Annotated in this window: 24 protein-coding genes; 13 read left to right on the top strand and 11 right to left on the bottom strand. The window is 61.1% G+C overall.

Translation table 11 applies throughout. The annotated features are described in order from the left end of the window. Positions 1 to 4 precede the first annotated feature (4 nt). Positions 5 to 643 (bottom strand): hypothetical protein, encoded by a 639-nt coding sequence (locus tag NCHU2750_RS20695; RefSeq protein WP_245480295.1) that lies wholly within the window; start codon positions 641 to 643, stop codon positions 5 to 7. A 256-nt stretch (positions 644 to 899) separates the two neighbouring features. Here NCHU2750_RS20695 and cysK point away from each other — a divergent pair, with 256 nt between their 5' ends. Continuing rightward, entirely contained in the window at positions 900 to 1,865 is a 966-nt protein-coding gene (gene cysK / locus NCHU2750_RS20690) for a cysteine synthase A (protein ID WP_119942715.1), read from the top strand. Between the two features lie 109 nt (positions 1,866 to 1,974). On the opposite strand, the gene NCHU2750_RS20685 is transcribed toward cysK, so the two are convergent. The 8 genes from NCHU2750_RS20685 to rsmI form a co-directional block, all read right to left on the bottom strand. After that, positions 1,975 to 3,510, bottom strand: coding sequence for a YifB family Mg chelatase-like AAA ATPase (locus tag NCHU2750_RS20685; RefSeq protein WP_119942713.1), 1,536 nt, complete (start codon positions 3,508 to 3,510; stop codon positions 1,975 to 1,977). 163 nt (positions 3,511 to 3,673) lie between these two features. Continuing rightward, complete coding sequence (gshB, locus tag NCHU2750_RS20680) at positions 3,674 to 4,624, bottom strand: glutathione synthase (protein WP_119942711.1); 951 nt, start codon at positions 4,622 to 4,624, stop codon at positions 3,674 to 3,676. A 140-nt stretch (positions 4,625 to 4,764) separates the two neighbouring features. Then, the gene (locus NCHU2750_RS20675; RefSeq protein WP_119942709.1) at positions 4,765 to 5,862 is read right to left on the bottom strand and encodes a sn-glycerol-3-phosphate import ATP-binding protein UgpC; all 1,098 of its coding nucleotides are present in this window, start codon (positions 5,860 to 5,862) and stop codon (positions 4,765 to 4,767) included. Between the two features lie 2 nt (positions 5,863 to 5,864). Further along, positions 5,865 to 6,713, bottom strand: a complete 849-nt coding sequence (gene ugpE, locus NCHU2750_RS20670; protein ID WP_119942707.1) for a sn-glycerol-3-phosphate ABC transporter permease UgpE — start codon at positions 6,711 to 6,713, stop codon at positions 5,865 to 5,867. A 13-nt stretch (positions 6,714 to 6,726) separates the two neighbouring features. Continuing rightward, positions 6,727 to 7,611 carry a sn-glycerol-3-phosphate ABC transporter permease UgpA gene (gene ugpA, locus NCHU2750_RS20665; RefSeq protein WP_119942705.1) on the bottom strand — a complete coding sequence of 295 codons (885 nt, stop codon included), beginning with the start codon at positions 7,609 to 7,611 and terminating at the stop codon, positions 6,727 to 6,729. Between the two features lie 122 nt (positions 7,612 to 7,733). Beyond that, complete coding sequence (gene ugpB / locus NCHU2750_RS20660; protein ID WP_119942703.1) at positions 7,734 to 9,059, bottom strand: sn-glycerol-3-phosphate ABC transporter substrate-binding protein UgpB; 1,326 nt, start codon at positions 9,057 to 9,059, stop codon at positions 7,734 to 7,736. Positions 9,060 to 9,193: 134 nt separating this feature from the next. Beyond that, positions 9,194 to 9,568: a YraN family protein gene (locus NCHU2750_RS20655; RefSeq protein ID WP_119942701.1), complete on the bottom strand. Its 375-nt coding sequence runs from the start codon at positions 9,566 to 9,568 to the stop codon at positions 9,194 to 9,196. A gap of 22 nt (positions 9,569 to 9,590) precedes the next feature. Further along, a complete protein-coding gene (gene rsmI, locus NCHU2750_RS20650) occupies positions 9,591 to 10,487 on the bottom strand; it encodes a 16S rRNA (cytidine(1402)-2'-O)-methyltransferase (protein WP_119942699.1) in 897 nt (298 codons plus the stop codon). Positions 10,488 to 10,507: 20 nt separating this feature from the next. Here rsmI and NCHU2750_RS20645 point away from each other — a divergent pair, with 20 nt between their 5' ends. From NCHU2750_RS20645 to pyrF, 5 genes are all read left to right on the top strand, one after another. After that, positions 10,508 to 10,738 (top strand): hypothetical protein, encoded by a 231-nt coding sequence (locus NCHU2750_RS20645; RefSeq protein WP_119942697.1) that lies wholly within the window; start codon positions 10,508 to 10,510, stop codon positions 10,736 to 10,738. Positions 10,739 to 10,742: 4 nt separating this feature from the next. Beyond that, positions 10,743 to 11,861, top strand: coding sequence for a DNA polymerase III subunit beta (gene dnaN, locus NCHU2750_RS20640; protein WP_119942695.1), 1,119 nt, complete (start codon positions 10,743 to 10,745; stop codon positions 11,859 to 11,861). 123 nt (positions 11,862 to 11,984) lie between these two features. Next, positions 11,985 to 12,578, top strand: coding sequence for a phospholipid N-methyltransferase PmtA (gene pmtA / locus NCHU2750_RS20635; RefSeq protein ID WP_119942693.1), 594 nt, complete (start codon positions 11,985 to 11,987; stop codon positions 12,576 to 12,578). Positions 12,579 to 12,646: 68 nt separating this feature from the next. Continuing rightward, the gene (locus tag NCHU2750_RS20630) at positions 12,647 to 13,234 is read left to right on the top strand and encodes a histidine phosphatase family protein (RefSeq protein ID WP_119942691.1); all 588 of its coding nucleotides are present in this window, start codon (positions 12,647 to 12,649) and stop codon (positions 13,232 to 13,234) included. Positions 13,235 to 13,239: 5 nt separating this feature from the next. After that, the gene (gene pyrF, locus NCHU2750_RS20625) at positions 13,240 to 13,950 is read left to right on the top strand and encodes an orotidine-5'-phosphate decarboxylase (RefSeq protein ID WP_119942689.1); all 711 of its coding nucleotides are present in this window, start codon (positions 13,240 to 13,242) and stop codon (positions 13,948 to 13,950) included. A gap of 6 nt (positions 13,951 to 13,956) precedes the next feature. Here pyrF and NCHU2750_RS20620 read toward each other — a convergent pair whose 3' ends face one another. Beyond that, positions 13,957 to 15,012 carry a right-handed parallel beta-helix repeat-containing protein gene (locus NCHU2750_RS20620; protein WP_119942687.1) on the bottom strand — a complete coding sequence of 352 codons (1,056 nt, stop codon included), beginning with the start codon at positions 15,010 to 15,012 and terminating at the stop codon, positions 13,957 to 13,959. Positions 15,013 to 15,072: 60 nt separating this feature from the next. Here NCHU2750_RS20620 and NCHU2750_RS20615 point away from each other — a divergent pair, with 60 nt between their 5' ends. Then, positions 15,073 to 15,360, top strand: a complete 288-nt coding sequence (locus tag NCHU2750_RS20615; protein ID WP_119942685.1) for a DUF1330 domain-containing protein — start codon at positions 15,073 to 15,075, stop codon at positions 15,358 to 15,360. 122 nt (positions 15,361 to 15,482) lie between these two features. Continuing rightward, the gene (locus NCHU2750_RS20610; protein WP_119942683.1) at positions 15,483 to 16,463 is read left to right on the top strand and encodes a complex I NDUFA9 subunit family protein; all 981 of its coding nucleotides are present in this window, start codon (positions 15,483 to 15,485) and stop codon (positions 16,461 to 16,463) included. A 561-nt stretch (positions 16,464 to 17,024) separates the two neighbouring features. On the opposite strand, the gene NCHU2750_RS20605 is transcribed toward NCHU2750_RS20610, so the two are convergent. Continuing rightward, positions 17,025 to 17,831 (bottom strand): undecaprenyl-diphosphate phosphatase, encoded by an 807-nt coding sequence (locus NCHU2750_RS20605; protein ID WP_245480294.1) that lies wholly within the window; start codon positions 17,829 to 17,831, stop codon positions 17,025 to 17,027. Positions 17,832 to 18,000: 169 nt separating this feature from the next. Between NCHU2750_RS20605 and NCHU2750_RS20600 the strand changes: the two genes are divergently transcribed. The 5 genes from NCHU2750_RS20600 to NCHU2750_RS20580 all read left to right on the top strand — a co-directional run bounded on the left by NCHU2750_RS20600 (position 18,001) and on the right by NCHU2750_RS20580 (position 22,999). Then, entirely contained in the window at positions 18,001 to 18,693 is a 693-nt protein-coding gene (locus NCHU2750_RS20600; protein WP_119942681.1) for a glutathione S-transferase family protein, read from the top strand. Next, a complete protein-coding gene (gene queG / locus NCHU2750_RS20595; RefSeq protein ID WP_119942679.1) occupies positions 18,674 to 19,849 on the top strand; it encodes a tRNA epoxyqueuosine(34) reductase QueG in 1,176 nt (391 codons plus the stop codon). The genes NCHU2750_RS20600 and queG overlap by 20 nt, the downstream gene beginning before the upstream one ends. Next, positions 19,849 to 20,721: an SDR family oxidoreductase gene (locus NCHU2750_RS20590; RefSeq protein WP_119942677.1), complete on the top strand. Its 873-nt coding sequence runs from the start codon at positions 19,849 to 19,851 to the stop codon at positions 20,719 to 20,721. The genes queG and NCHU2750_RS20590 overlap by 1 nt, the downstream gene beginning before the upstream one ends. 485 nt (positions 20,722 to 21,206) lie before the next feature. Further along, the gene (locus NCHU2750_RS20585) at positions 21,207 to 21,614 is read left to right on the top strand and encodes a septal ring lytic transglycosylase RlpA family protein (RefSeq protein ID WP_119942675.1); all 408 of its coding nucleotides are present in this window, start codon (positions 21,207 to 21,209) and stop codon (positions 21,612 to 21,614) included. 95 nt (positions 21,615 to 21,709) lie between these two features. After that, positions 21,710 to 22,999 carry an RsmB/NOP family class I SAM-dependent RNA methyltransferase gene (locus NCHU2750_RS20580; protein WP_119942673.1) on the top strand — a complete coding sequence of 430 codons (1,290 nt, stop codon included), beginning with the start codon at positions 21,710 to 21,712 and terminating at the stop codon, positions 22,997 to 22,999. The last annotated feature ends 32 nt before the right edge of the window (positions 23,000 to 23,031 follow it).

The following is a 23,031-nucleotide window of genomic DNA, read 5'->3' as shown; positions in this document are numbered from 1 at the left end:
CATCTCAGCCCTGCTGGCCGGGGCAGGTTTGCGGCTGGCCATCCAGCCCTTCCTCAAGCCGTTCGAAGGTGACGCGGCCTGAGCCTGAAACGGGCCGGCGCAGGATGTAAAGGCTGTCGAATTCCTCGCCCTTCCATTTCGGCACCTGATCCTTGTCGCCACCACCCGCCTTGATGAGCGACTTTAGCAGCTTGACGATCTGCTTGTGCTCCCAGGCGACGAAGACCAGTTCGGGATGTCCGGGCGGCGGCGCAAGCGCCTTCTTCAAACCATCCAGATCGTCGAAGCCGACGGATGTATCGACCGGCAGCCCGGCAGCAATGGCGGTCGGCTCGATCGTGGCAAGCGGACGGATGTAATCATACTCGGTCCCTTCGTCTTCCTTGCGTTTGGCCGGATCCGGCGCAAAGAGGCGATCCGGGCGACCGAACAGGCGCGCGAGAACCGGCGGCAGGGCCAGCGCCCGGTTAAGCCCCTGGCAGCTCAACTGGCCAAGGCCGGCCGCAGGCTTTTCCCCATGGCGCATGAAGACGATGGTCTGTACGGGCTCCGGCTGGGACGATGCGGCCATGCAGGGCGCAAGGATCGAAAAAGCCACCGCAAATGCGAGGCCGGGAACGACCAGATATTGACGAATATTCATGGCCGAAAACCTCATTCAGGGGCGACAGGCAAGGCGTATACCGGCATCCGGAATGCAGCAAGCCCCATGTCAGCTTGGTGTTTCCGCCGCCTTTGGAAGGCGATTTCAAACCGTTTTGGCTTTCAGTGGAAAGATTATTTTTCTCGTCTCATCATTTACAGAACGAATTTCCATCTGGGGCCGCTCGGCGGAGCGGCGTTGCTGGCATTCCTTCGGGCCAAGGCCTAGCTTCTCCAGCATATTCAAGGAGAGTACCATGTCGGATAACAAGCCCGGACGCGGCAAAATCTATTCCTCCATTACCGAAACGATCGGCAATACGCCGATCGTGCGGCTCGACAAGCTGGCGAAGGAAAAGGGCGTGAACGCCACCATTCTTGCCAAGCTGGAATTCTTCAACCCGATCTCATCGGTCAAGGATCGTATCGGCGTGGCGATGATCGAGAGCCTGGAGGCCGAGGGCAGGATCGCGCCGGGCAAGACCACACTGATCGAGCCGACCTCGGGCAATACGGGTATCGCGCTCGCCTTTGCGGCGGCAGCCAAGGGCTACAGGCTGATCCTCACCATGCCGGAGACGATGTCGATCGAGCGCCGCAAGATGCTGGCGCTGCTCGGCGCCGAACTGGTGCTGACCGAAGGCCCCAAGGGGATGAAGGGGGCGATCGCCAAGGCCGAGGAACTTGCCGCGACACTGCCCGACGCCATCATTCCCCAGCAGTTCGAAAACCTGGCCAACCCGGAGATCCACCGCAGGACGACGGCAGAAGAGATCTGGAACGATACCGAGGGCAAGGTCGACATTTTCGTTGCCGGGATCGGCACCGGCGGGACGATCACCGGCGTCGGCCAGGTCTTGAAGGCACGCAAGCCGGATGTGAAGGTGATTGCCGTCGAACCGAAGGAATCGCCGGTTCTTTCCGGTGGTGAACCCGGCCCGCACAAGATCCAGGGCATCGGTGCGGGCTTTGCACCGAAAATTCTCGATACGCATGTCTACGACGAGATCGTCACGGTGGCGAGTGCCGACGCGCTGGAGACCGCCCGACATGTGGCCAGGCTTGAAGGCGTGCCGGTCGGCATTTCCTCCGGTGCGGCGCTGAAAGCTGCGATCGACGTGGGCAGCCGGCCGGAAAATGCCGGAAAGACCATCGTCGTGATCATTCCGTCCTTTGCCGAGCGTTATCTCTCCACCGCGCTTTTCGACGGGCTTGGCGGCTGAGCCGCATCTCGATCATTGCCGGCGATGATTGGACGCCGGCAATGACCTGTCTCCCTGACGTCACGCAATTTCCGGCACAAAACCGGTTCCCGTTTTTGCCGGAATTTCTCTAGGCCGCCGCAATGGCCAGTCGTTCACTGGCCATACGGTATGAAATCGCCTCGGCGAGATGGATACGGCCGACGGTCGGCTTGCCATCGAGATCGGCAAGGGTTCTCGCCACCTTGAGAACCCGGTGATAGCCGCGGGCGGAGAATTTCAACTTTTCCGCCGCATCTCGCAACAATTGCAGGCCGGAGGGATCGGGTTCCGCCACCTTCTCGATCAGTGCCGTCGAGCAGCGTGCATTGGTCAGAACACCCTGCAGGCCGGCAGTCATATACCGATCCCGCTGCATCTCCCGCGCTGCCAGAACCCGCTTTGCCACGTCCGCGCTGCTTTCCGCCGGCGCCGGCCGGATGAGGTCCGAAGCCGCGACAGAAGGAACATCGATGCGAATATCGATACGATCCATCAGGGGGGCCGAGATGCGGGCCTGATAGTCGGAGGCACAGCGGGGACCGCGGGCGCAGGTGTAACCGGGCTCTCCCGCCATGCCACAACGGCACGGGTTCATCGCCGCGACGAGCTGGATGCTTGCCGGATAGGACACGCGGTGATTGGCACGCGCGATGACGCATTCGCCGGTTTCCAGCGGCTGGCGCAGCGCATCCAGAACCTGTGGCGAAAATTCCGGAAACTCATCGAGGAACAGCACGCCGTGATGGGCAAGCGACGCCTCGCCCGGCCTTGCCCTGAGGCCCCCACCGACGAGAGCGGCCATGGTCGCCGAGTGATGGGGCGTGCGATAGGGCCTGCGATCGGAAAGCTTGCCGCCGGACAATTGGCCGGCGATCGAATGGATCATCGACACTTCGAGCAGTTCGGCGGCGGAGAGAGGCGGCAGGATGGAGGGCAGCCTTGCCGCCAGCATGGATTTTCCCGAACCGGGCGGGCCGACGAAAAGCAGGTTATGGCCACCGGCGGCGGCAACCTCCAGTGCCCGCTTGGCGCTCTCCTGCCCCTTGATCTCGGCAAGATCGGGCAGGTTGGCCGGAAGGGCACGGATGGCGGGCTGCGGGCGGGAGATGACCTGGGTGCCACGAAAATGGTTGGCGAGTGCGATCAGGCTGCGCGGCGCGATAATATCGACACCCGGCCCCGCCCATGCCGCCTCCGGGCCGCTGTCTGCCGGGCAGATCAGGCCCTTTCCCAAGGCATTGGCACTGATGGCCGCCGGAAGCGCGCCGGCGACTGCTGCCAGCGTCCCGTCGAGATTGAGTTCGCCGATGACGACATGATCGGCAACGGCATCGCCGGGAATGGCGCCCAGCGCCGCCATCAGGCCAAGCGCGATGGCAAGGTCGAAATGCGAGCCCTCCTTGGGGAGGTCTGCCGGCGCCAGATTGACCGTCACCTTCTTGTGCGGCACAGCCAGGCCCGACGCATGCAGTGCCGCCTGAACCCGCTCGCGGCTTTCGGCCACCGCCTTGTCCGGCAGGCCGACGATCTGCATGCCGACCTTGCCGGGGCCAACCATGACCTGAACATCCACCGGCACCCCGTCTATGCCCTGAAATGCGACCGTGCTGACCCGTGAAACCATGTGCCCTGCCCCCGCCATGATGCCGGGGACAAAGGTGTCACACCTCGCGCCAGCACAACCATAAGCTGACACAGCGCTCGAATTTAAACAAGAACAAAAATCGAACAAAAATGCAAAAAGCGCCCGAAGGCGCTTTTCTTTCAGTCTTCGCAAGGCAACTGAATTACTTCAGCTTTGCCTCGATGGCATCCCACATCAGGCTTGCGACATCGGCGCCGCCGAATTTCCTGACTTCGCGGATGCCGGTCGGCGACGTGACGTTGATCTCGGTCATGTAGTCGCCGATCACGTCGATGCCGACGAAGATGAAGCCGCGCTCGCGCAGGGCGGGCCCGATGCGGGCGCAGATTTCCTTTTCGCGGGTGGTCAGCTCGGTCGGCTCGGCGCGGCCGCCGACATGCATGTTGGAGCGGCTGTCGGTTTCGGCCGGAACACGGTTGATCGCGCCGACCGGCTCGCCGTCGACAAGCAGAATGCGCTTGTCGCCCTTGCGCACCGCCGGCAGATAGGCCTGGGCGATATAGGGCTCGCCGCGATACATCTGGCCGAACATTTCCAGAAGCGAGGTGAAGTTGCGATCGTCGCGGGTGGAATGGAAGACGCCGGCGCCGCCATTGCCATAGAGCGGCTTCAGAATGATGTCGCCCATTTCCTGGCGGAAGGCGGCGATCTCGTTGACGTCGCGGGAGATCAGGGTTGCCGGCATCAGATCGGCGAATTCCGTGACGAAGATCTTTTCCGGCGAGTTGCGCACCCAGGCCGGATCGTTGACGACGAGCGTCTTCGGATGAATCCGTTCGAGAAGATGGGTCGAGGTAATGTAGCCCATGTCGAAGGGCGGATCCTGGCGCAGCAGCACGACGTCCATCTGCGAGAGATCCATGCGGGTCTTTTCGCCAAGGGTGAAGTGATCGCCCTTGATGTCGCGCACGACGAGCGGCTCGACAGCCGCGAAAATCTTGCCGTCGCGCATGGTCAGGCGGTCGGGCGTATAATGAAAGAGTTCGTAGCCGCGCGATTGAGCCTCGAGGGTCATTGCGAAGGTGGAATCGCCGGCAATATTGATGCCGGAAATGTGGTCCATCTGGATTGCGACCTTGCGAACATGCACCATGAATTCTGTCCCCGAGAACGTATCTGCCCCATTCGAGCCCGCCTGATTTAGGATGGCGCCCGCCCGAAAGCAATGCGGCCGGGAATAATCCCGGCCGTCGATTGTCAATCGACCCAATCGGCCGATCACATCAGTGCATGTCAGGCGACCGGCTGCGCCTCTTCAACGCTTGCATGTGCCGGCACCTGGGCGCCAAGGCGTTTGCCGGTCGCGGCATCGAAGAAATGCAGTTTTGCGGGATCGATGGCTATCTGCATCCGGTCGGAAATAGCTGCTTCGCCGGAAAGCGCGATCGTCATCGCCTGATCCCCGACAAGGCCGTGGGCAAGGCGCTGGGAACCAAGTTCCTCGACATATTCGACGGCAAACGGCATGCCTTCGCCACCGGAAACGAGGCGCAGGTCCTCGGCGCGCAGGCCGACGGTGACGGCACCGGATGTCGGCGCGTAGCCGTTGAGCGAGATCAGTGCCGGGCCGATGGCCAGCTTGTCGCCCTGCAGTTCGGCCTTGACGAGGTTCATGGCCGGCGAGCCGATGAAGCTTGCAACGAAGGTCGAAGCCGGCGTGTGGTAGACATCGAGCGGCGAGCCGACCTGTTCGATGCGGCCGCCATTCAGGACCACGAGGCGGTCGGCGAGCGTCATCGCCTCCAGCTGGTCGTGGGTGACGTAGATCGAGGTGGTGCCGAGGCGGCGCTGCAGGCGCTTGATCTCGCCACGCATGGAAACGCGCAGCTTGGCATCGAGGTTGGAGAGCGGTTCGTCGAACAGGAAGACGGCCGGCTTACGGACGATGGCGCGGCCCATGGCGACGCGCTGGCGCTGGCCGCCGGAAAGGGCCTTCGGCTTGCGCTCGAGATACTGGCCGATTTCCAGCATGCGGGCAGCCTCCGCCACGCGGGCGTCGATCTCGGCCCTCGGCGTCTTGCGGTTTTTCAGTCCGTATTCGAGGTTCTGCTTCACCGTCATATGCGGGTAGAGCGCATAGTTCTGGAAGACCATGGCAATGTCGCGATCGGCCGGCTCGACATTGTTGACGGTGCGGGTGCCGATCTTCACTTCGCCCTCTGAAATGGTCTCAAGGCCTGCAATCATGCGCAGCAGCGTGGACTTGCCACAGCCGGATGGACCGACAAGGACGATGAACTCGCCATCGGCGATGTTGAGCCGGATATCGGACACCGCGCGCACGCCGCCTGAATAGATCTTGCCGACATTTTCGACGTCGATGGATGCCATTGTTATTTCTCCGTCTCAACCAGGCCTTTGACGAACAGGCGCTGCATGAAAATGATGACCAGAACCGGGGGGAGCGCCGCCAGGATGACACCCGCCATGACGAGGTTCCATTGCGTATCGCCGTCAAGCACGGCGGTCAGCCGCTTGATGCCCATGACCACGGTGTAAAAATGCGGATCGGTGGTGATCAGCGTCGGCCAGATATACTGGTTCCAGCCGAAGATGAACATGATGATGAACAGCGCCGCGATGTTGGTGCGCGACAGCGGCAGAAGGATATCCCAGAAGAATTTCAGGGGACCGGCACCATCGACACGGGCCGCTTCCATCGTCTCTTCCGGAATGGTCAGGAAGAACTGGCGGAAGAGGAAGGTGGCGGTGGCCGAGGCGATGACCGGGATGACGAGGCCGGCATAGGAATTCAGCATGCCGAGATCGGCGATCACCTTGTAGGTCGGCAGGATGCGCACCTCGATCGGCAGCATCAGCGTCATGAAGATCACCCAGAAGGCAATGATGCGACCGGGAAAGCGGAAATAGACGACGGCAAATGCCGACAGTATCGAGATGAATATCTTACCGAAGGCCACCAGCAACGCCATGACCAGGCTGTTGGCGAGCATCAGCAGGAAGGGCGGCGCACCGGCGCGCGTCGATCCGGCGCCGAGAAGCGCACTATAGTTTTCCCAGGTCTGGTCGCCCGGCGTCAGCGGCACGACGCCCGTGAGGAAGTCGGCCGGACCGCGGGTCGAGGCGATGAAGGCGAGATAGACGGGAAAGACCACCGTGGCGATGCCGAGGATCAGCACGAAATGGGTGAGAAAGTTCAAAAACGGGCGGTTCTCGACCATGACGGGGCTCCTATCAGTACTGCACTTTGCGTTCGATCCAGCGGAACTGGACGACGGTCAGCAGAACAACGATCAGCATCAGCACCACGGATTGGGCTGCCGAAGGCCCAAGGTTGAGGCCGACGAAACCATCGGCATAGACCTTGTAGACCAGGATATTGGTCGACTGCGACGGGCCGCCCTCGGTGGTGGAATCGATGATCGGGAAGGTGTCGAACATCGCATAGGTGATGTTGATGACGGCGAGGAAGAAGGTCGTCGGCGACAGGAGCGGGAAGACGATCGTCCAGAAGCGCTTGACCGGACCGGCGCCGTCGATTGCGGCAGCCTCTGTCAGCGAATGCGGCACGGATTGAAGCCCGGCGACGAAGAAGAGGAAATTGTAGGAGATCTGCTTCCAGGCGGCGGCGATGATGACGAGGATCATCGCGTCATGCGGAATGAGGCGGTGGTTCCAGGTGTAGCCGAGGTGAGACAGGCCATAGGGAATGATGCCCACACTGGGGTTGAACATGAACCACGAGAGCAGACCGGATGCGGCAGGCGCCACGGCATAGGGCCAGACGAGCAGCGTCGTGTAGAAGCGCTGCGAGCGGATGACGCGGTTGACGCAGACGGCGAGCAGCAGCGACACGCCCATGGACAGGACGGTGACGCCGATGGCGAAGACCAGAGTGACGACCAGCGAATTGAGATAATCGGGATCATTCATGAGGCGCGTATAGTTGGCAAACCAGATGAACTTGTCCCGCATGCCGAACGGATCCTGCAGTAGAAAGGATTGCCAGATGGCCTGGCCGGCCGGCCATACGAAGAAGATCAGCGTGATGATCAGCTGCGGTGCCACGAGAACATATGGCAGGAGGCGGCTTTGAAATACGGTGCGCTTGGTCTGCATGGCGGGGTCCCCGAGCAATTTCCGTGGGTGAGGCCGGCTGTCATGGTCCGGGCAGGTTCCCATTCAAGGAAAAGGCCCTCCCCGGTCAAAACCGGGAAGGGCGCATGGATAAGGAGTGATCCTTAGTTGGAATTCGCAGCCTGGAAATCGGTCAGGATGGAATTGCCCTGCTTGACGCCATCATCGAGAGCTTCCTGGCCGGTCTTCTTGCCGGCAAGAACGGCTTCCAGCTGCTGGTCGAGAACATCGCGGATCTGGCTCAGGTTGCCGAAGCGGACGCCCTTGGAATTGTCGTCCGGAGTGCCGCGGGTGATCTGCTTGATGGCAATGTCGGAACCGGGGTTGGCTGCGTAGTAGCCCTGCTTCTGGCCAAGCTCGTAGGCAGCGTTGGTGATCGGCAGGTAGCCGGTGAACTGGTGCCAGTCAGCCTGGACTTCCGGCTGCGACAAATAGGTGAAGAACTTCGCCACGCCCTTGTAGACATCCTTGTTCTTCTGGCCATTCAGAACCCAGAGCGTCGCACCGCCGATGATCGAGTTCTTCGGATCCTTGGTGACGGTGTCGTCGTAAGGCATCGGTGCGAAGCCGACATTGAACTTCGAGTTGGCGATGACGTCTGCGCGCGAGGCGGACGAGTTCATGTAGACGGCGCATTGCTGCGAGTAGAAGGCCGGTGCCGCATCGGCGCCGCTGCTCGGGCCGCCATACTTGTAGGAACCGTCATCGTGCCACTTCTTCAGCTGATCCCAGAAGGCAGCCTGATGCGGACCGTTGAAGGTAAGACGTGCATCCATGCCGCCGAAGCCGTTCTGCTTCGTGCCATAGGGCAGATCCTGAATGGCCGAGTAGTTCTCAAGGCCGACCCAGCTTGCGCCGTAGGACATGGTGAAGCCGCACTTGGCCGCGCCCGAAGACACGATCTTCTTGCTCATCTCGCCGAGTTCAGCCCAGGTCTTCGGGGCAACGTCGGGGTTCAGGCCAGCTTTCTGGAAGACGTCCTTGTTGTAATACAGGATCGGCGTCGAGGAATTGAACGGCATGGACAGGATGTTGCCCTGCGGATCGGTGTAGTAGCCGGTGACCGGAGCGAGGAACTTCGACGGATCCCACGGCTCGCCTTCGTCCTTCATCAGCTTGTAGACCGGGTAGACGGCGCCCTTGGCGGCCATCATCGTGCCGGTGCCGACTTCGAAGACCTGAACGATGGCGGGCTGCTGACCGGCGCGGAAGGCAGCGATCGCGGCGGTCAGGGTTTCCGGATAGGTGCCCTTGTAGACCGGAACGATCTTGTATTCGCTCTGGCTCTGGTTGAACTTCGCGGCGACGTCTTCGAGCTTCTGGCCGAGCTTGCCGCCCATGGCGTGCCACCAGGTGATCTCGGTTGCAGCCATCGACGAGGTCGCCGACAGTGCGACCGCTGCTGCTGCGATCGAAAGTTTCTTGAACATGGTCGTCCTCTCCACCGTGATTGGGGTTGAGGACGCTGATAGGGGGGCTCGATGACAGGACCTTAACAGTTTTGTTTCAGTTCCATGACAGTGCACGGCTTTGCAAAAACTTCATCCGGCCGTCAAAATTTCAATCAGAACGCATCAATGAAATGGCGGGGCAACCGGCCGGGCAGAACGGCGATGATATCGTAGCGGCAGGACAGAAGGTGTGCATCGCGCCGCTTCGACAGCCAGATATCGCTGGAAGCCCTTATCCGCCGCTGGGTTTCATAGCCGACCGCATCGATGGCATCGGCCTCGCGGGCGCGGGCCTTGACCTCGACAAAAACAATGAGCGTCTTCCTGCGGGCGATGATGTCGATCTCGCCCAGCTTCGTCCGATATCGCAGCTGGAGGATACGGTAGCCCTTGAGGATGAGGCAAAGGGCCGCAAGATATTCCGATATGTGACCGCGCCGTTCGGCGCGCTGTCTTCTATGCCGGCTTCCCTCAGGCCCCTGCCCCATCAGCCACCGTTCCTTCCCTTCATCATTGGGCCTTCATCTCGACAAGACGCTGGTAGAGATCACGCTTCTGCAGCCCGGTCAGGCGAGCAGCTTCGGCGGCAGCCTTGGATGCCGGCATCGAGGCACCCAGTTCCATCAGCAGCGCGTCGACATCGACCGCGGTCGATATCTCTTCCTCAGCCGGCGGACCGACGAGGAAGACGATCTCGCCTTTCACCGTACGGCTCTCGAAGGCATCGGCCAGTTCGCCAAGATTTGCGCGGCTGATCTCCTCGAAGGCCTTGGTAAGTTCGCGGCCGACGCAGGCGCTGCGACCGTGCCCCAGAACGTCCGCAGCGGAAGCGAGCGTTGCGGCAATGCGGTGGGGGGATTCAAAGAAGATCAGGGTTGCCGGCACCTTGGAGAGTTCCGCCAGCCGGTCCCGTCGCGCCTTGTCCTTGACCGGCAGGAAGCCGGCGAAAAGGAAGGCATCGTTGGGCAGGCCGGAAGCAACCAGTGCCGCGAGCGGCGCCGATGCGCCGGGAATGGGGACGACCTTGTGGCCGGCCTCAATCGCCATCTGGCCAAGCCTGTAGCCGGGATCGGAGACGAGCGGCGTTCCGGCATCGGAAACCAGCGCCACCGATTTTCCGTCTTCGAGTGCCGCCAGAAGCCTCGGCCCCATCTCGTCGGCATTATGCTCGTGATAGGCATAGGGCTTGTTGGCTATGCCGTAGCGGTCGAGCAGCACGCGAGTGACGCGGGTATCCTCGCAGGCCAGCACGTCCGCCCCACCCAAGGTTTCCAGGGCTCTCAGCGTAATATCGCCGAGGTTGCCGATCGGGGTCGCGACCAGATAGAGCGCCGGCTCCAGCGGGCGCGAAGGGACGAATGTATTGGCGACGCGATAGCCGCGGGGCACTTCAGAGGGTCCGGCCACTGGCTCTGCAATTCTTAACGATGATCATGGCTCTTTATGATCAACACGATGGCGGCCCGCAAGCGGCGGATATCCAAGTTTTCTGTGTGCAGCGGCAGTCGAGTGCCGAAATGACGCAAGCGCCTCCGGTTCTGCTCTTGCATTCAAAGGCCGATCTCTGCCATTTTGCCCGTCCACATCGTCCGGCTTATGACAGGCCGAAGAATATCAGGCGAGCTATCCCACAGATCGCCAAGGTCGAAAGCGGTTGAGTCCATGCGTATTACTCTCGAGCGGTCCAATCTTCTGAAATCGCTGAACCACGTGCATCGCGTGGTCGAGCGCCGCAACACCATCCCGATCCTCTCCAACGTGCTGATGCGTGCATCCGGCGCCAATCTCGAACTGAAGGCGACCGACCTCGATCTGGAGATCACCGAGGCCGTTCCGGCCATGGTCGAGACCGCGGGCGCCACTACCGTTCCCGCTCATCTTCTTTATGAAATCGTCCGCAAGCTGCCGGACGGCTCGGAAGTGCTGCTCGCCACCAATCCGGATGGCGGCTCGATGACGGTACAGTCCGGCCGCTCGAAATTCTCGCTGCAATGCCTGCCGGAGACCGATTTCCCCGATCTGACCGCAGGTTCGTTCAGCCATACGTTCAAGCTGAAGGCGACCGACCTCAAGATGCTGATCGACCGGACGCAGTTCGCGATCTCCACGGAGGAAACCCGCTATTACCTCAACGGCATCTTCTTCCACACGATCGAGGCGGGCGGCGACCTGAAGCTGCGCGCCGTCGCGACCGACGGGCACCGTCTGGCGCGCGCCGATGTCGAGGCACCATCGGGTTCAGAAGGCATGCCGGGCATCATCATTCCGCGCAAGACGGTCGGCGAATTGCAGAAGCTGGTCGATGATCCGGAAGCTGCGGTGACGGTCGAAGTGTCGGATGCCAAGATCCGCCTGACGATCGGCGACATCATCATGACGTCGAAGCTGATCGACGGCACCTTCCCGGATTACCAGCGCGTCATCCCGACCGGCAACGACAAGGAAATGCGGGTCGATTGCCAGACCTTCACCAAGGCCGTCGATCGTGTCTCGACCATTTCGTCGGAGCGCGGCCGCGCCGTGAAGCTGTCACTGACGGAAGGCCAGCTGATGCTGACCGTCAACAACCCGGATTCGGGCAGCGCCACGGAAGAGGTGGCAGTCGGCTATGAAAACGACCCGATGGAAATCGGCTTCAACGCCAAATATCTGCTCGACATCACGGCGCAGCTTTCCGGCGACGATGCGATCTTCATGCTGGCAGATGCCGGCTCGCCAACCCTGGTGCGGGATACGGCGGGCGATGACGCGCTCTATGTCTTGATGCCAATGCGCGTATAAAACCCAAGAGGCGGCCGGGAATTCCGAGCCGCCTTTTTTGTGCCATTTGCTGCTTGCGACATTTTTCCTTGCTTTTGCGTCGTGAGGCCCCAGGTAGCCAGAAAAGCGGGAGAGGATGAGTTGATGGAATTGCGCCTGAAGGAACGGCTCGGCCGGAAATTTGACGAAGAGATCCGCTTCTTCAAGGGATGGATCGACGGCCCGAAACAGGTCGGTGCGATCATGCCGACTTCGTCGGTCACGGCGAAACGGATGGCGAGTGTCGTCGATACGAAGTCCGGCCTGCCCGTTCTTGAGCTCGGCCCCGGTACCGGCGTCATCACCAAGGCCATCCTGCAGAAGGGTGTCGCTCCAAAGGACCTGGTGTCGATCGAGTATTCGACCGATTTCTACCAGCATCTGGTCAAGACGTTTTCCGGCGTCAATTTCATCAACGGCGATGCCTTCGACCTCGACAAGACGCTCGGCGCCTTCAGGGACAAGACGTTCGACAGCGTCGTCTCGGCAATCCCGCTCCTCAGCTTTCCGATGGAGCGCCGTATCGCGCTGCTGGAAGACTTGCTCAATCGCCTGCCTGCCGGGCGCCCGGTGATGCAGATCACCTATGGTCCGGTCTCGCCGATCATCGCCAATCCCGACCGCTACAAGATCAAGCATTACGATTTCGTCGTGCGGAATATCCCGCCGGCACAGCTTTGGACCTATACGCGCGCTTAGGTCATATGCCCGTCAAGCGGCCGATATAAGCGGGATCGATCCCGACCCGCAGCGGAGTGCGATCCGGCATGAGTTTCGGCCTCTATATCACCCATCCGCAAGTGCTGATCGACCCCGACGTGCCGGTGCCACGCTGGGGTCTCTCCGAGCTAGGCCGCGAGCGAGCGGAAAGGGCGGCCGCGCTTCCATGGGCGCACTCTCTGGCCCGCATCATTACCAGCGACGAGACGAAGGCGATCGAAACCGGCGAGATTCTCGCCAAGGCCGCGGGAGTGGCAGTCGAGATCATCGACGGCATGCATGAGAACGACCGATCCGCCACCGGCTTTCTGGCCTCGCCGGAATTCGAGGCCGCGGCGGACTGGTTCTTCGCCCACCCTAACGAGAGCTTCCGGGGCTGGGAGCGCGCCACCGATGCGCAAGCGCGGATCGTTTCCATCGTCGAGGCCGTGCTCGCCGATCATGATCCGGCCGCGCCGATTGCATTCGTTGGCCATGGCGGCGTCGGCACGCTTCTGAAATGCCATCTCATGCGGATTCCGATCTCGCGCTCGCAGGATCAGCCCGGCGGAGGGGGAAATCTCTTCCGCTTTACCCTTGCGGATCGCGCCATCTCGTGCGACTGGACGCCGATCGAAACATGGCAGGGAGATTGAACAGCATGCAAGCGCGTGACCGGCTTATCGTGGGCCTCGACATCCCGACAGTTTCCGAAGCCGAGGCGATGGTTTCGATGCTCGGTGACACCGTCTCCTTCTACAAGATCGGCTATCAGCTCGCCTTTGCCGGCGGACTGGAATTCGCCCGCGACCTCGCAAAGGACGGCAAGAAGATCTTCCTCGATATGAAACTGCTCGACATCGACAACACGGTGGCGAAGGGTGTCGAGAACATCGCCAAGATGGGCATGACGATGCTGACGCTGCATGCCTATCCGAAGGCGATGCGCGCCGCAGTCGAGGCCGCCAAGGGTTCCGATCTCTGCCTTCTCGGCGTGACTGTCCTGACATCGATGGATGCCGCCGACGTGACCGAGGCGGGCTATGCCCAGACGCCCGAGCAACTGGTGCGCACACGCGCGGCACAGGCCCGTGAGGCAGGAATGGGCGGTATCGTCTGCTCGGCGGAAGAATCCGCTGCGGTGCGCGAGATCGTCGGCACCGAGGTGGCGATCGTCACACCGGGCATCCGCCCGAAAGGCGCCGATGCGGGCGACCAGAAGCGCGTCGTCACGCCGGGCGATGCGCTCACCAACGGTTCCACCCATCTCGTCGTTGCCCGGCCGATCGTCAAGGCCGCCGATCCGAAGGCCGCGGCCGAGGCAATCCTTGCCGAAATGCGTCAGGCGCTCTGGCCCGCCAACGACGCCTGAGACTGCTCATCGATTGTTCGCGATCCTGTTACGAGCGCCTTGATCGACGATCAGGCTCGGCTTGCCGCCCGGCAGGTGATTATCGACGACGGTATTGTTGTTGGCGCCATCATTGTGATCGAGACCGCCGAGCAGCATTTTCGGCTGGACGAGGCAATAGCTGTTGAAGAGGCTTACCCCCTGGCGGCTACCAATCCATACGGCAGGCCGCGCCAGGGGCAGGTCGTACTGGAATGTATTGCCGCTGATTATATTGCCGTGCGGCGACTGGTGACGGACCGTGCCGCCCTCACCGCAGTTCCGGTATAGAAAGATGCCGCCGGTCAGCGGGTTGACGAACGTGTTGTTCTCGATCCGATTGTCCGCCGAGCCATCGACAGCCAGCACTTCCCGCCCCCTGGTATGCGCCGAGAACGTGTTGCCGACGATGGTGTTGCGCGCCGATTCCGCATCGAGATAAACGACGGTCGACGTCGACTTGCCGGTGAAATGCGAATTGCGCAACGTCACGCCGGTGACGCCCGGTGCGATATAGAAGGGAATGCCGCCGCTTCCGGAAAAGGTCAGGTTCTCGAGCAGGATGCCGCTCGGCGCTGCCGCCTGCGCGCGCGCCGTGTGGCCGGGCTCGAGCGACGACTTTTTCACCAGTTCCGCCTGGCCGTTATTGCCCAATCCACGGATGCGAAGATCGCCATTGATCGTGCAGTTGCGGATCGTGATGCCGGTCGGGACGTCCCATTTCCCATCCTTCTGCACCGAGCGGATCAGCACCGTGCGCTCCTTCGACAGGCTGCCGTCGATCGTGGCACCGTTACAATCGAACACGACGCCGGAAGCGCGGCTGCCGGAAAAGACGATCCGGCGGGTAATTTTATCGCTTGCCGTCAGCGAAACATCGCAGCGGATTTCGACCGGCCTTGCGTCCTTGCCGCCGGGCGCACGCAGCGCATCCATGACGCCTTGAGAGCAGGCGGCGGCATGAGCCAGCGGCGGACGGACGACTGCCTGAGCAAATCCGACATCAACCAAGGCGAGTGCGACAAGGAGTACGTTACGCTTCATATTGACTTGCACCCTGATTCGACCAACGTCTCACTATAGTCACAAGGAGGAGGAAATTTGATGACTAAGGCCTATTGGATTGCACGGATGGATATTCACGACCCCGAGCGCTACAAGGACTACATCGCGGCGTCGAAACTTGCCTTCGACAAGTATGACGCGCATTTCCTGGCTCGCGGCGGCACGATTACCGAACTCGAGGGCACTGCGCGTCACCGCAATGTCGTGATCGAGTTCCCGTCGATGAAGGCCGCGCTGGAATGCTACAACTCGCCGGAATATCAGGTGGCGAGCAAGATCCGCCAGGAAGCCGCAGAGGGCGAGATGGTGCTGGTGGAGGGCATTTAAGAGAGCCGTAAACACGACGTCAAAACATCGTTTGCGCGCAGGCTTGCGGCGTCGAAAGCCCTTTCACCAGTTGCGGGATTCAGTTAAGACCGAAGAACAAGAGACAGCTTTCGGGGCAGACCATGACCGTGAAAAACCTACCGCCGCTCGTCACCGTATTCGGGGGCTCCGGCTTCGTCGGACGTCATGTGGTCAGCAAGCTCGTCAAGCGCGGCTATCGCGTGCGGGTGGCGGTACGCCGACCCGATCTCGCCGGTTTCCTTCTGCCCGCCGGTTATGTCGGGCAGATCTCGCTGGTCCAGGCCAATCTTCGCTATCCTCAGTCGGTCGAGCGGGCGGTCGAGGGTTCGGTCCATGTGATCAACTGCGTCGGCATTCTTTTCGAAAGCGGACGCAACACGTTCGATGCCATCCAGGAAACGGGCGCGCGCACGGTGGCAGAGGCTGCCAAAAAGGCCGGCGCGAAGCTTACACATATTTCGGCGATCGGCGCCGACGTCAATTCCGGCTCGTCCTATGCACGCAGCAAGGGTCGTGCGGAGGAGAGCATCCTTTCGCTGATGCCGGACGCCGTCATTCTTCGCCCGTCGATCATTTTCGGACCGGAAGACAATTTCTTCAACAAGTTCGGCGCCATGGCGCGGCGTCTGCCATTCCTGCCGCTGATCGGCGGCGGCAAGACGAAGCTGCAGCCGGTCTATGTGGAGGATGTGGCCGAGGTCGTTGGCCGGTCGGTCGATGGCGCCGTGAAGAGCGGGACGATCTACGAACTCGGCGGAGCCGAGGTCATGACCTTCCGTGAATGTCTCGAGACCGTGCTGCGGGTGACCAATCGCGAGCGCCCGCTGATCTCGATTCCCTTCGGGATCGCCTCGTTGATCGGCAGCATTGCGTCGCTCATCCCGTTCGTCGCGCCGCCGCTGACCGCCGATCAGGTGGAATTGCTGAAAAAGGACAATGTCGTATCGGACGCTGCCGCAAAGGAAGGCCGCACGCTTTGTGGCCTCGGTATCAGACCGGTCGTCCCCGGTTCGATCCTGGCTTCCTATCTCGTGCATTTCCGTCCGCACGGCCAATTTACCGGTAGCGGCAAGGCCGCCTGAGAGATTTCCAACCCCGATCCGGACATCGTTTTGCGCTGCCTCGCCGTTGGGCAGCGGTTGCTAACGGCTTGAGATTGTGCAGTTCGATACCTGTCTATGTGGCATAAAGTCCTCACCGATTGACGACTGTGCGTTAACCGCAGGTTTAGCAAAATCCTATATTGAATTCGTTGTGAGCGACCAATAAATCGATCGCAGAAAATTGGTTCTGACCAACATTCACCTCTTCTGAAAGGCGTCTTCATGGGCAAGCCTATCGCCCTATTTTTTGCGTGCGCGGCACTCGTCATTCTTGCAGGCTCATTCATGGCTCCCCAGACCGCTGCAGGCGGCAAGGTTGATTGCGCGCCGGCCTACGGCGTCGATCCCTGCAGCACGGCGTCCATTCGATAAAGGCACCGCTCCGGCCAGACCAGAAACCGGCACGGGTTTTCCCGTTGCAATACCGGCCAGCGGTCGACCGGGTCGTCAGTTAACGAACATCATGAGAAAGGCGGAGCGCCGGTGGCGCCCCGCCTTTTTTCCGTTCTTGATGATGGGTGCTACGGAAAGTTCGCCGGCTTACTCGGCGATGAAGCCGGCCAGTGCCATGCCCAGAAGGATCACGCCAACGATGATGCGATAGACCGCGAACACGGTGAAACGGTTGGTCTGGATGAAGGACAGAAGCCACTTGACGGCGATGAAGGCGACGACCGTCGACACGACGAAGGCAATGCCGAGCGAGGTCCAGTCCTCGTTTGCCGCGCTGCCATCCTTGAAGGCCTTCAGCAACTCATAGCCGCTCGCCGCATACATGGTCGGGATGCCGACGAGGAAGGCGAATTCGGTTGCCGCCACGCGGCTGCCGGTGCCGGCGAGCAGGGCGACGAAGATCGTCGTGGACGAACGGGAAGTGCCGGGGAAAATGCCGGCGACGATCTGGGCGATACCGACAAGAACGGCAACAAGCCAGGTGATTTTCGTCGATGGCGGCCGCTTGGCTGCAGCCCATTCGGCAAAGATCATCCAGATACCGCCGATGATCAGTGCCCAGGCAACCGGGGTTGCGGTGGTCGGCAGTTCGAAGCCGAGCTTCTTGACGATCAGGCCAAGGATGGCGGTGATCAGGAAGGCGACGATCAGCTTTGCGGCATAGTCGCGGTTCTCCGGCTGACGCCAGCCGAGCAGCAGGTTGAGCAACCGGCGCCAGTAGATGATGGTCACCGCGATGATCGCACCAGCCTGAATGACGATGTTGAACAGGTCCGAACGCTGACCCAGCCATTGCTCCGCAATGATGAGATGGCCGGTACTGGAGATCGGCAAGAATTCGGTGATCCCCTCAATGAGGCCGAGCAAGAGTGCGCTGATGATCGGTTGATCCACTAATCTTAATCCTTTGCTGAGAAAATCGCGGCAGTTTGCAGCAGAATGTTGAGTCTATGGCAGCTTGCTTGTGTTGGCCCTACCAAATCCATATAGCTGACATATGTCAGGCGGGCGCGGAAGCGGCCAGCCCCACCCTTTTACCCTTTTTATCGAAGCCCACGCCCCTATGCCCACCCTCTATCATCACCCCATGTCATCTGCTTCGCGATTTGTACGCCTGATTTTGGCGGAATATGGGTTTCAGGCAGATCTGGTCGAAGAACAGCCATGGGAAAAGCGCCGTGAGTTTCTGAACCTCAACCCGGCGGCGACTTTGCCGGTCTATGTCGATGACAGCATGCGTGTGCTCTGTGGTCCCTCGGTGCTGATGGAGTTTCTCGACGAGACCCATGGCGTCCTGAAGCGCGAGCGGCGGCTTCTGGCCGAAGATCCATGGCACCGGGCCGAGATCCGTCGCCTGACGGAATGGTTCCTGCAGAAGATGGAGCAGGATGTCACTCGGCCGCTGACGCGCGAGCGGGTCTACAAGCTGCAGATGACGGCAGCCCAGGGCGGAGGGGCGCCGGATTCAAAGGCGCTGCGCACCTCGCGCGCCAATATCCGCCAGCATATGAAATATCTTTCCTGGCTCGCAGGTTCGCGCCAATGGCTTGCCGGCGAACGGCTGAGCTATGCCGATCTTGCGGCAGCGGCCTCGCTCTCGGTGCTCGACTATCTCGGCGAGATCGACTGGTCGGAATTCCCGATCGCCAAGGACTGGTACCAGCGGCTGAAATCGCGACCGTCCTTCCGTCCGATGCTGGCCGAACGCATTCGCGGCCTCACCCCGGTGTCCCATTATGCGGACCTCGATTTCTAGCGCCCTAAAGAGCGAAGACGAGAAGACGCTTCGCCGGCGGCAGAAGCTGACCGCCTTCATTCGCGAGGAAGCGGCAGCGCAGGGTTTCGATCTCTGTCGGATCACCCTGCCGGACAGCATTCCGCGCGCACCCGAACGGCTGTCGGTCTTTCTCGACGACAGCCACCACGGCACGATGGAGTGGATGGCCGAGACACGCGAGCGGCGCGGTGATCCGAAAGTGCTGTGGGGAGAGGTGCGCTCGATCGTGATGTTCGGCCTGAATTACGGGCCGGACGAGGATCCGCGTTACCTGCAGGCGATGAAAGACAAGGCGGCAATATCCGTCTATGCCCGCAATCGCGACTATCACGATGTCATCAAGGGACGGCTGAAGGAGATCGCCACCCGGTTTGCGGCACGGGCCGGCGAGGATGTGAAGGTGTTCGTCGATACGGCACCGGTGATGGAAAAACCGCTGGCGGAGGCTGCAGGCCTCGGCTGGCAGGGCAAGCATACCAATCTCGTCAGCCGCAGCCATGGATCTTGGCTGTTTCTAGGTAGCCTGTTCACCACCGCCGAGCTCGATATCGATGCCGGCGAGAAGGATCATTGCGGTTCCTGCCGCGCCTGCCTCGACGCCTGTCCGACCGCCGCCTTTCCCGCGCCCTACCGGCTCGATGCGCGGCGCTGCATTTCCTACCTGACGATCGAGCACAAGGGGCCGATCGATCCCGAGTTTCGTCCGCTGATCGGCAACCGCATCTATGGCTGCGACGATTGTCTTTCGGCCTGCCCGTGGAACAAGTTCGCGGCACGCTCGTCGGAGATGAAGCTGAAAGCGCGCGAGGACCTGAAGGAGCCGTCGATCGCCTTTCTGCTGACGCTGGATGACGCGACATTCCGCGCCTTCTTCAGCGGCTCCCCGGTGAAGCGGATCGGCCGCGACCGGTTTGTCCGCAACGTGCTGATTGCGGCCGGCAATTCCGGTGAGCCGGGCCTCGTTCCGCAATGTCGCATCCTGGCCGACGATGCCTCGCCCGTCGTGCGAGCCATGGCGGTCTGGGCCTTGAGGCGATTGATGGATGATGACACGTTTGCCGCATTCGCGCAGGGACGGATTGCCGATAGTGATCCGGACGTGCAGCTCGAATGGCAGATGGCGGGAGTGAAATGATGACAGTGATGATCTTCGGATGCGGCTATTCCGGCAAGGCAATCGGCAAGGCCTTTGCAGCGGCGGGGTTTGCCGTTGCGGGCACGGTGCGTACGGCCGAAGGTGCGCAGGCGCTGTCTGCCTATAATATAAAGTCATTCATCTTCGACGGCAGCGGGTTCAGCGACACGCTGCTCGCCGCATTGAAGGATGTGACCCATCTCGTACAATCGATCCCGCCGGGCCGGGATCAGGATCCGCTGCTGAAACTCGTTGCCGGCCGGCTTGCCGCACTCTGCCCGAAGCTTGAATGGATCGGCTATCTTTCGACTGTCGGGGTCTATGGCGATCACGGCGGCGGATGGGTGGATGAGGAAACCCCCGGCAGCCCGATCCTCGGCCGCTCGATCGAGCGGGTGGATACCGAAGAGGCCTGGGCTCACGAAGGACGTGTTGCCGGCGTGCCGGTCGCGGCGCTGCGGCTTTCCGGCATTTACGGACCGGGCCGCAACGCCTTCGTCAATCTCGATCGCGGCAGTGCGCGCCGCATTATAAAGAGAGACCAGGTCTTCAATCGCATCCGCGTGGAAGATATCGGTGCGGCCTGCCTGTTTTTGGCCGAGCGCAAACTTGCCGGCATATATAATGTCACCGATGACGAGCCCTGCCCGCCGCAGGACGTGGTGGTCGAGGCCGCGCGGATCATGGCCGTTGAAGCTCCGCCGGAAATCGATTTCGACACGGCCGAAATGACGCCGATGGCACGCTCCTTCTACGGCGCCAACAAGCGCGTCTCGAACGCCAGGCTGCGAGCGCTCGGCTTCCAATTCGCCTTCCCGAACTACAGGATTTCGCTCGCCCAGATGTGGAATGAGGATGTCTGGCGCGGCTGATCGCACGCCCGCCATGACATCATCGCAAGTCTAAAGATGTAAGTGCTAACTAATAAAGTTATCCCGACTTTCGGATGCCTCGAAGGCCGCTTGTCGAGGAGTAAATTCCCACTTTGAAACGGTTGAAATTTCCTTCCAGACGCCTTCTGCGAGTTAATATTTCTTAAGATATACGGCATGTCGCCACAGAATTTGTCCAACTTGGGCAGAAAATACCCTGCGACAACAATTTTTTTTCGCGTTGTTTCGTGATCACCAGACTCCGCAGAGTCCAACCGGAACAGAGTTTCGCTTAGAGACTGATTCCTAAGGTTTTATTCCAGTATCGATTAGCCGGCTCGTTAAAAACATCGATAACAATGTAATCACGAATGTTACTTTCATTAACATTCCGTGATGACAAATCCCACGTTTTCGCCATTTTTCGCCCTGCTTAAGCCCCGCCGCACGCAACGTGCAGGGACTTAACGACGGGGACGACCGACTTGAAAATAGTTCGACGCCTAACTGCCGCCACGGCCGCCATTGCTGCTTTTGCACTACTCGGCCAGGCACAGGCCAATGCTGCGCCCGGATGCGGACACGCTTCCTGGTATGCTCTTTCCTCCAAAACCGCCTCCGGCGAGAGGATGAATGCTTCCAAACTGACGGCCGCGCATCGCTCGCTGCCATTTGGCACCAAGGTGCTGGTGACCAACAAGCGAAACGGCAAGAGCGTGGTGGTTCGCATCAACGACCGCGGCCCGTTCATTCGCGGCCGCGTGCTGGATGTTTCCAAGGCAGCCGCCCAGGACATCGGCATGGTTTCCACCGGTACGGCGCAGGTCTGTTATCAGGTGCTGGCCGATGGCCAGAAGGTCGCCGGCAAGGGCATGAAGGGTTTCGACGGCTAATCGGACGCGGGCCGGACAAAGCCCCTCCCCTTGCCCTTCGACCCGATCGCGTTTACGAGCACTGCCATACGGGTTCAACCGATACGGAGTGTGACATGCGACTGGGCGGACGAGTAAGCGGGGCGATAGACGTTCTGGCCGATATCGAAGCGCGCAAACGCCCGGTGGCGGATGCATTGAAGGATTGGGGCCTTGCCCATCGTTTCGCCGGATCCGGCGACCGGGCGGCCATTGGCAACATCGTCTATGACGCCCTGCGCATGCGGCTTTCCCATGCCTGGCTGATGGACGACGAAAGCCCCGTGGCGCTGGCCTATGCGGTCCTGTTGCGGCAATGGGGTTTTACCACCGAGACGCTTGCTGCCGAATTCCTCGAGGACAAGTTTGCTCCGCCGGCGCTGACCGAGGCCCAGGCGAGCGCCTTTGCAAACCGCGATCTCGACAATGCTCCCCTGCATGTGCAGGGCGACATTCCTGATTGGGTACAGCCCTCCTTCGAAGCCAATTTCGGCGACAACTGGCTGATCGAGGCGAAAGCGCTTGCCGAACGACCGACGCTCGATCTTCGCGCCAATACGTTGAAGGCCAATCGCGACAAGGTGGTGAAGGCGCTGGAACGTTCCGGCGCACGGGCGGCGGCGATTGCCCGCAACGGCATCCGGATCGCCGCCGGCGAAGGCGCATCGCGCCTGCCGAATGTGACGGCCGAGCTTTCCTTCCAGAAAGGCTGGTTCGAGGTCCAGGACGAAGGCTCGCAGATCGTCGCGGATCTGGTCCAGCCCGGCGAACATGATCAGGTGCTAGATTATTGCGCCGGCGGCGGCGGCAAGACGCTCGCCATGTCGGCTGCGATGCAGAACAAGGGTCAGGTTCACGCCTATGATGCCGACCGCAAGCGACTTGCCCCGATCATCGAACGGCTGCGCCGCGCCGGGACCCGCAACGTGCAGGTTCACGACGACCCCCGCCAACTCGATGCGCTGAAAGACAAGCTCGACGCGGTTCTGGTCGACGCGCCCTGCACCGGTACCGGCACATGGCGTCGCCGGCCCGACACCAAGTGGCGGCTCAACCAGAAAAATCTCGACGAGCGGATTGCCCAGCAGCAGGATGCACTCGGCGAGGCGGCCCGTTTCGTCAAACCGGGCGGCGCACTGCTGTATGTCACCTGTTCGGTCCTGCCGGAAGAAAACGACCGCCAGGTCGAACGGTTCTGCGCCGAGAACCCCGACTTTTCGATCGTCTCGGTCGCATCGGACTGGGCGAAGATCTTCGGCAGCGCGGCTCCGCGCCCGCGCGTGACGGATGCCGGCACTGTGACATTGACGCCGGCGAGCACCGATACCGACGGTTTCTTCTTCTGCCGGATGCAGCGCAAGGCCTGAGGCCTTGCTCCCGAGACTGGCTGTCCCGGCTT

This window comes from Neorhizobium sp. NCHU2750 (genome assembly GCF_003597675.1).
Classification (GTDB): Bacteria; Pseudomonadota; Alphaproteobacteria; order Rhizobiales; family Rhizobiaceae; genus Neorhizobium.
Note: the sequence above shows the minus strand (reverse complement) of the source record. Positions and strands in the feature narration are given on the sequence as shown.

Coding starts and splice junctions, on each gene's coding strand:
- NCHU2750_RS20695 (WP_245480295.1), bottom strand. CDS start 643: ATGAATATTCGTCAATATCTGGTCGTTCCCGGCCTCGCATTTGCGGTG.
- cysK (WP_119942715.1), top strand. CDS start 900: ATGTCGGATAACAAGCCCGGACGCGGCAAAATCTATTCCTCCATTACC.
- NCHU2750_RS20685 (WP_119942713.1), bottom strand. CDS start 3,510: ATGGTTTCACGGGTCAGCACGGTCGCATTTCAGGGCATAGACGGGGTG.
- gshB (WP_119942711.1), bottom strand. CDS start 4,624: ATGGTGCATGTTCGCAAGGTCGCAATCCAGATGGACCACATTTCCGGC.
- NCHU2750_RS20675 (WP_119942709.1), bottom strand. CDS start 5,862: ATGGCATCCATCGACGTCGAAAATGTCGGCAAGATCTATTCAGGCGGC.
- ugpE (WP_119942707.1), bottom strand. CDS start 6,713: ATGGTCGAGAACCGCCCGTTTTTGAACTTTCTCACCCATTTCGTGCTG.
- ugpA (WP_119942705.1), bottom strand. CDS start 7,611: ATGCAGACCAAGCGCACCGTATTTCAAAGCCGCCTCCTGCCATATGTT.
- ugpB (WP_119942703.1), bottom strand. CDS start 9,059: ATGTTCAAGAAACTTTCGATCGCAGCAGCAGCGGTCGCACTGTCGGCG.
- NCHU2750_RS20655 (WP_119942701.1), bottom strand. CDS start 9,568: ATGGGGCAGGGGCCTGAGGGAAGCCGGCATAGAAGACAGCGCGCCGAA.
- NCHU2750_RS20645 (WP_119942697.1), top strand. CDS start 10,508: ATGATCATGGCTCTTTATGATCAACACGATGGCGGCCCGCAAGCGGCG.
- dnaN (WP_119942695.1), top strand. CDS start 10,743: ATGCGTATTACTCTCGAGCGGTCCAATCTTCTGAAATCGCTGAACCAC.
- pmtA (WP_119942693.1), top strand. CDS start 11,985: ATGGAATTGCGCCTGAAGGAACGGCTCGGCCGGAAATTTGACGAAGAG.
- NCHU2750_RS20630 (WP_119942691.1), top strand. CDS start 12,647: ATGAGTTTCGGCCTCTATATCACCCATCCGCAAGTGCTGATCGACCCC.
- pyrF (WP_119942689.1), top strand. CDS start 13,240: ATGCAAGCGCGTGACCGGCTTATCGTGGGCCTCGACATCCCGACAGTT.
- NCHU2750_RS20620 (WP_119942687.1), bottom strand. CDS start 15,012: ATGAAGCGTAACGTACTCCTTGTCGCACTCGCCTTGGTTGATGTCGGA.
- NCHU2750_RS20615 (WP_119942685.1), top strand. CDS start 15,073: ATGACTAAGGCCTATTGGATTGCACGGATGGATATTCACGACCCCGAG.
- NCHU2750_RS20610 (WP_119942683.1), top strand. CDS start 15,483: ATGACCGTGAAAAACCTACCGCCGCTCGTCACCGTATTCGGGGGCTCC.
- NCHU2750_RS20600 (WP_119942681.1), top strand. CDS start 18,001: ATGCCCACCCTCTATCATCACCCCATGTCATCTGCTTCGCGATTTGTA.
- queG (WP_119942679.1), top strand. CDS start 18,674: ATGCGGACCTCGATTTCTAGCGCCCTAAAGAGCGAAGACGAGAAGACG.
- NCHU2750_RS20590 (WP_119942677.1), top strand. CDS start 19,849: ATGACAGTGATGATCTTCGGATGCGGCTATTCCGGCAAGGCAATCGGC.
- NCHU2750_RS20580 (WP_119942673.1), top strand. CDS start 21,710: ATGCGACTGGGCGGACGAGTAAGCGGGGCGATAGACGTTCTGGCCGAT.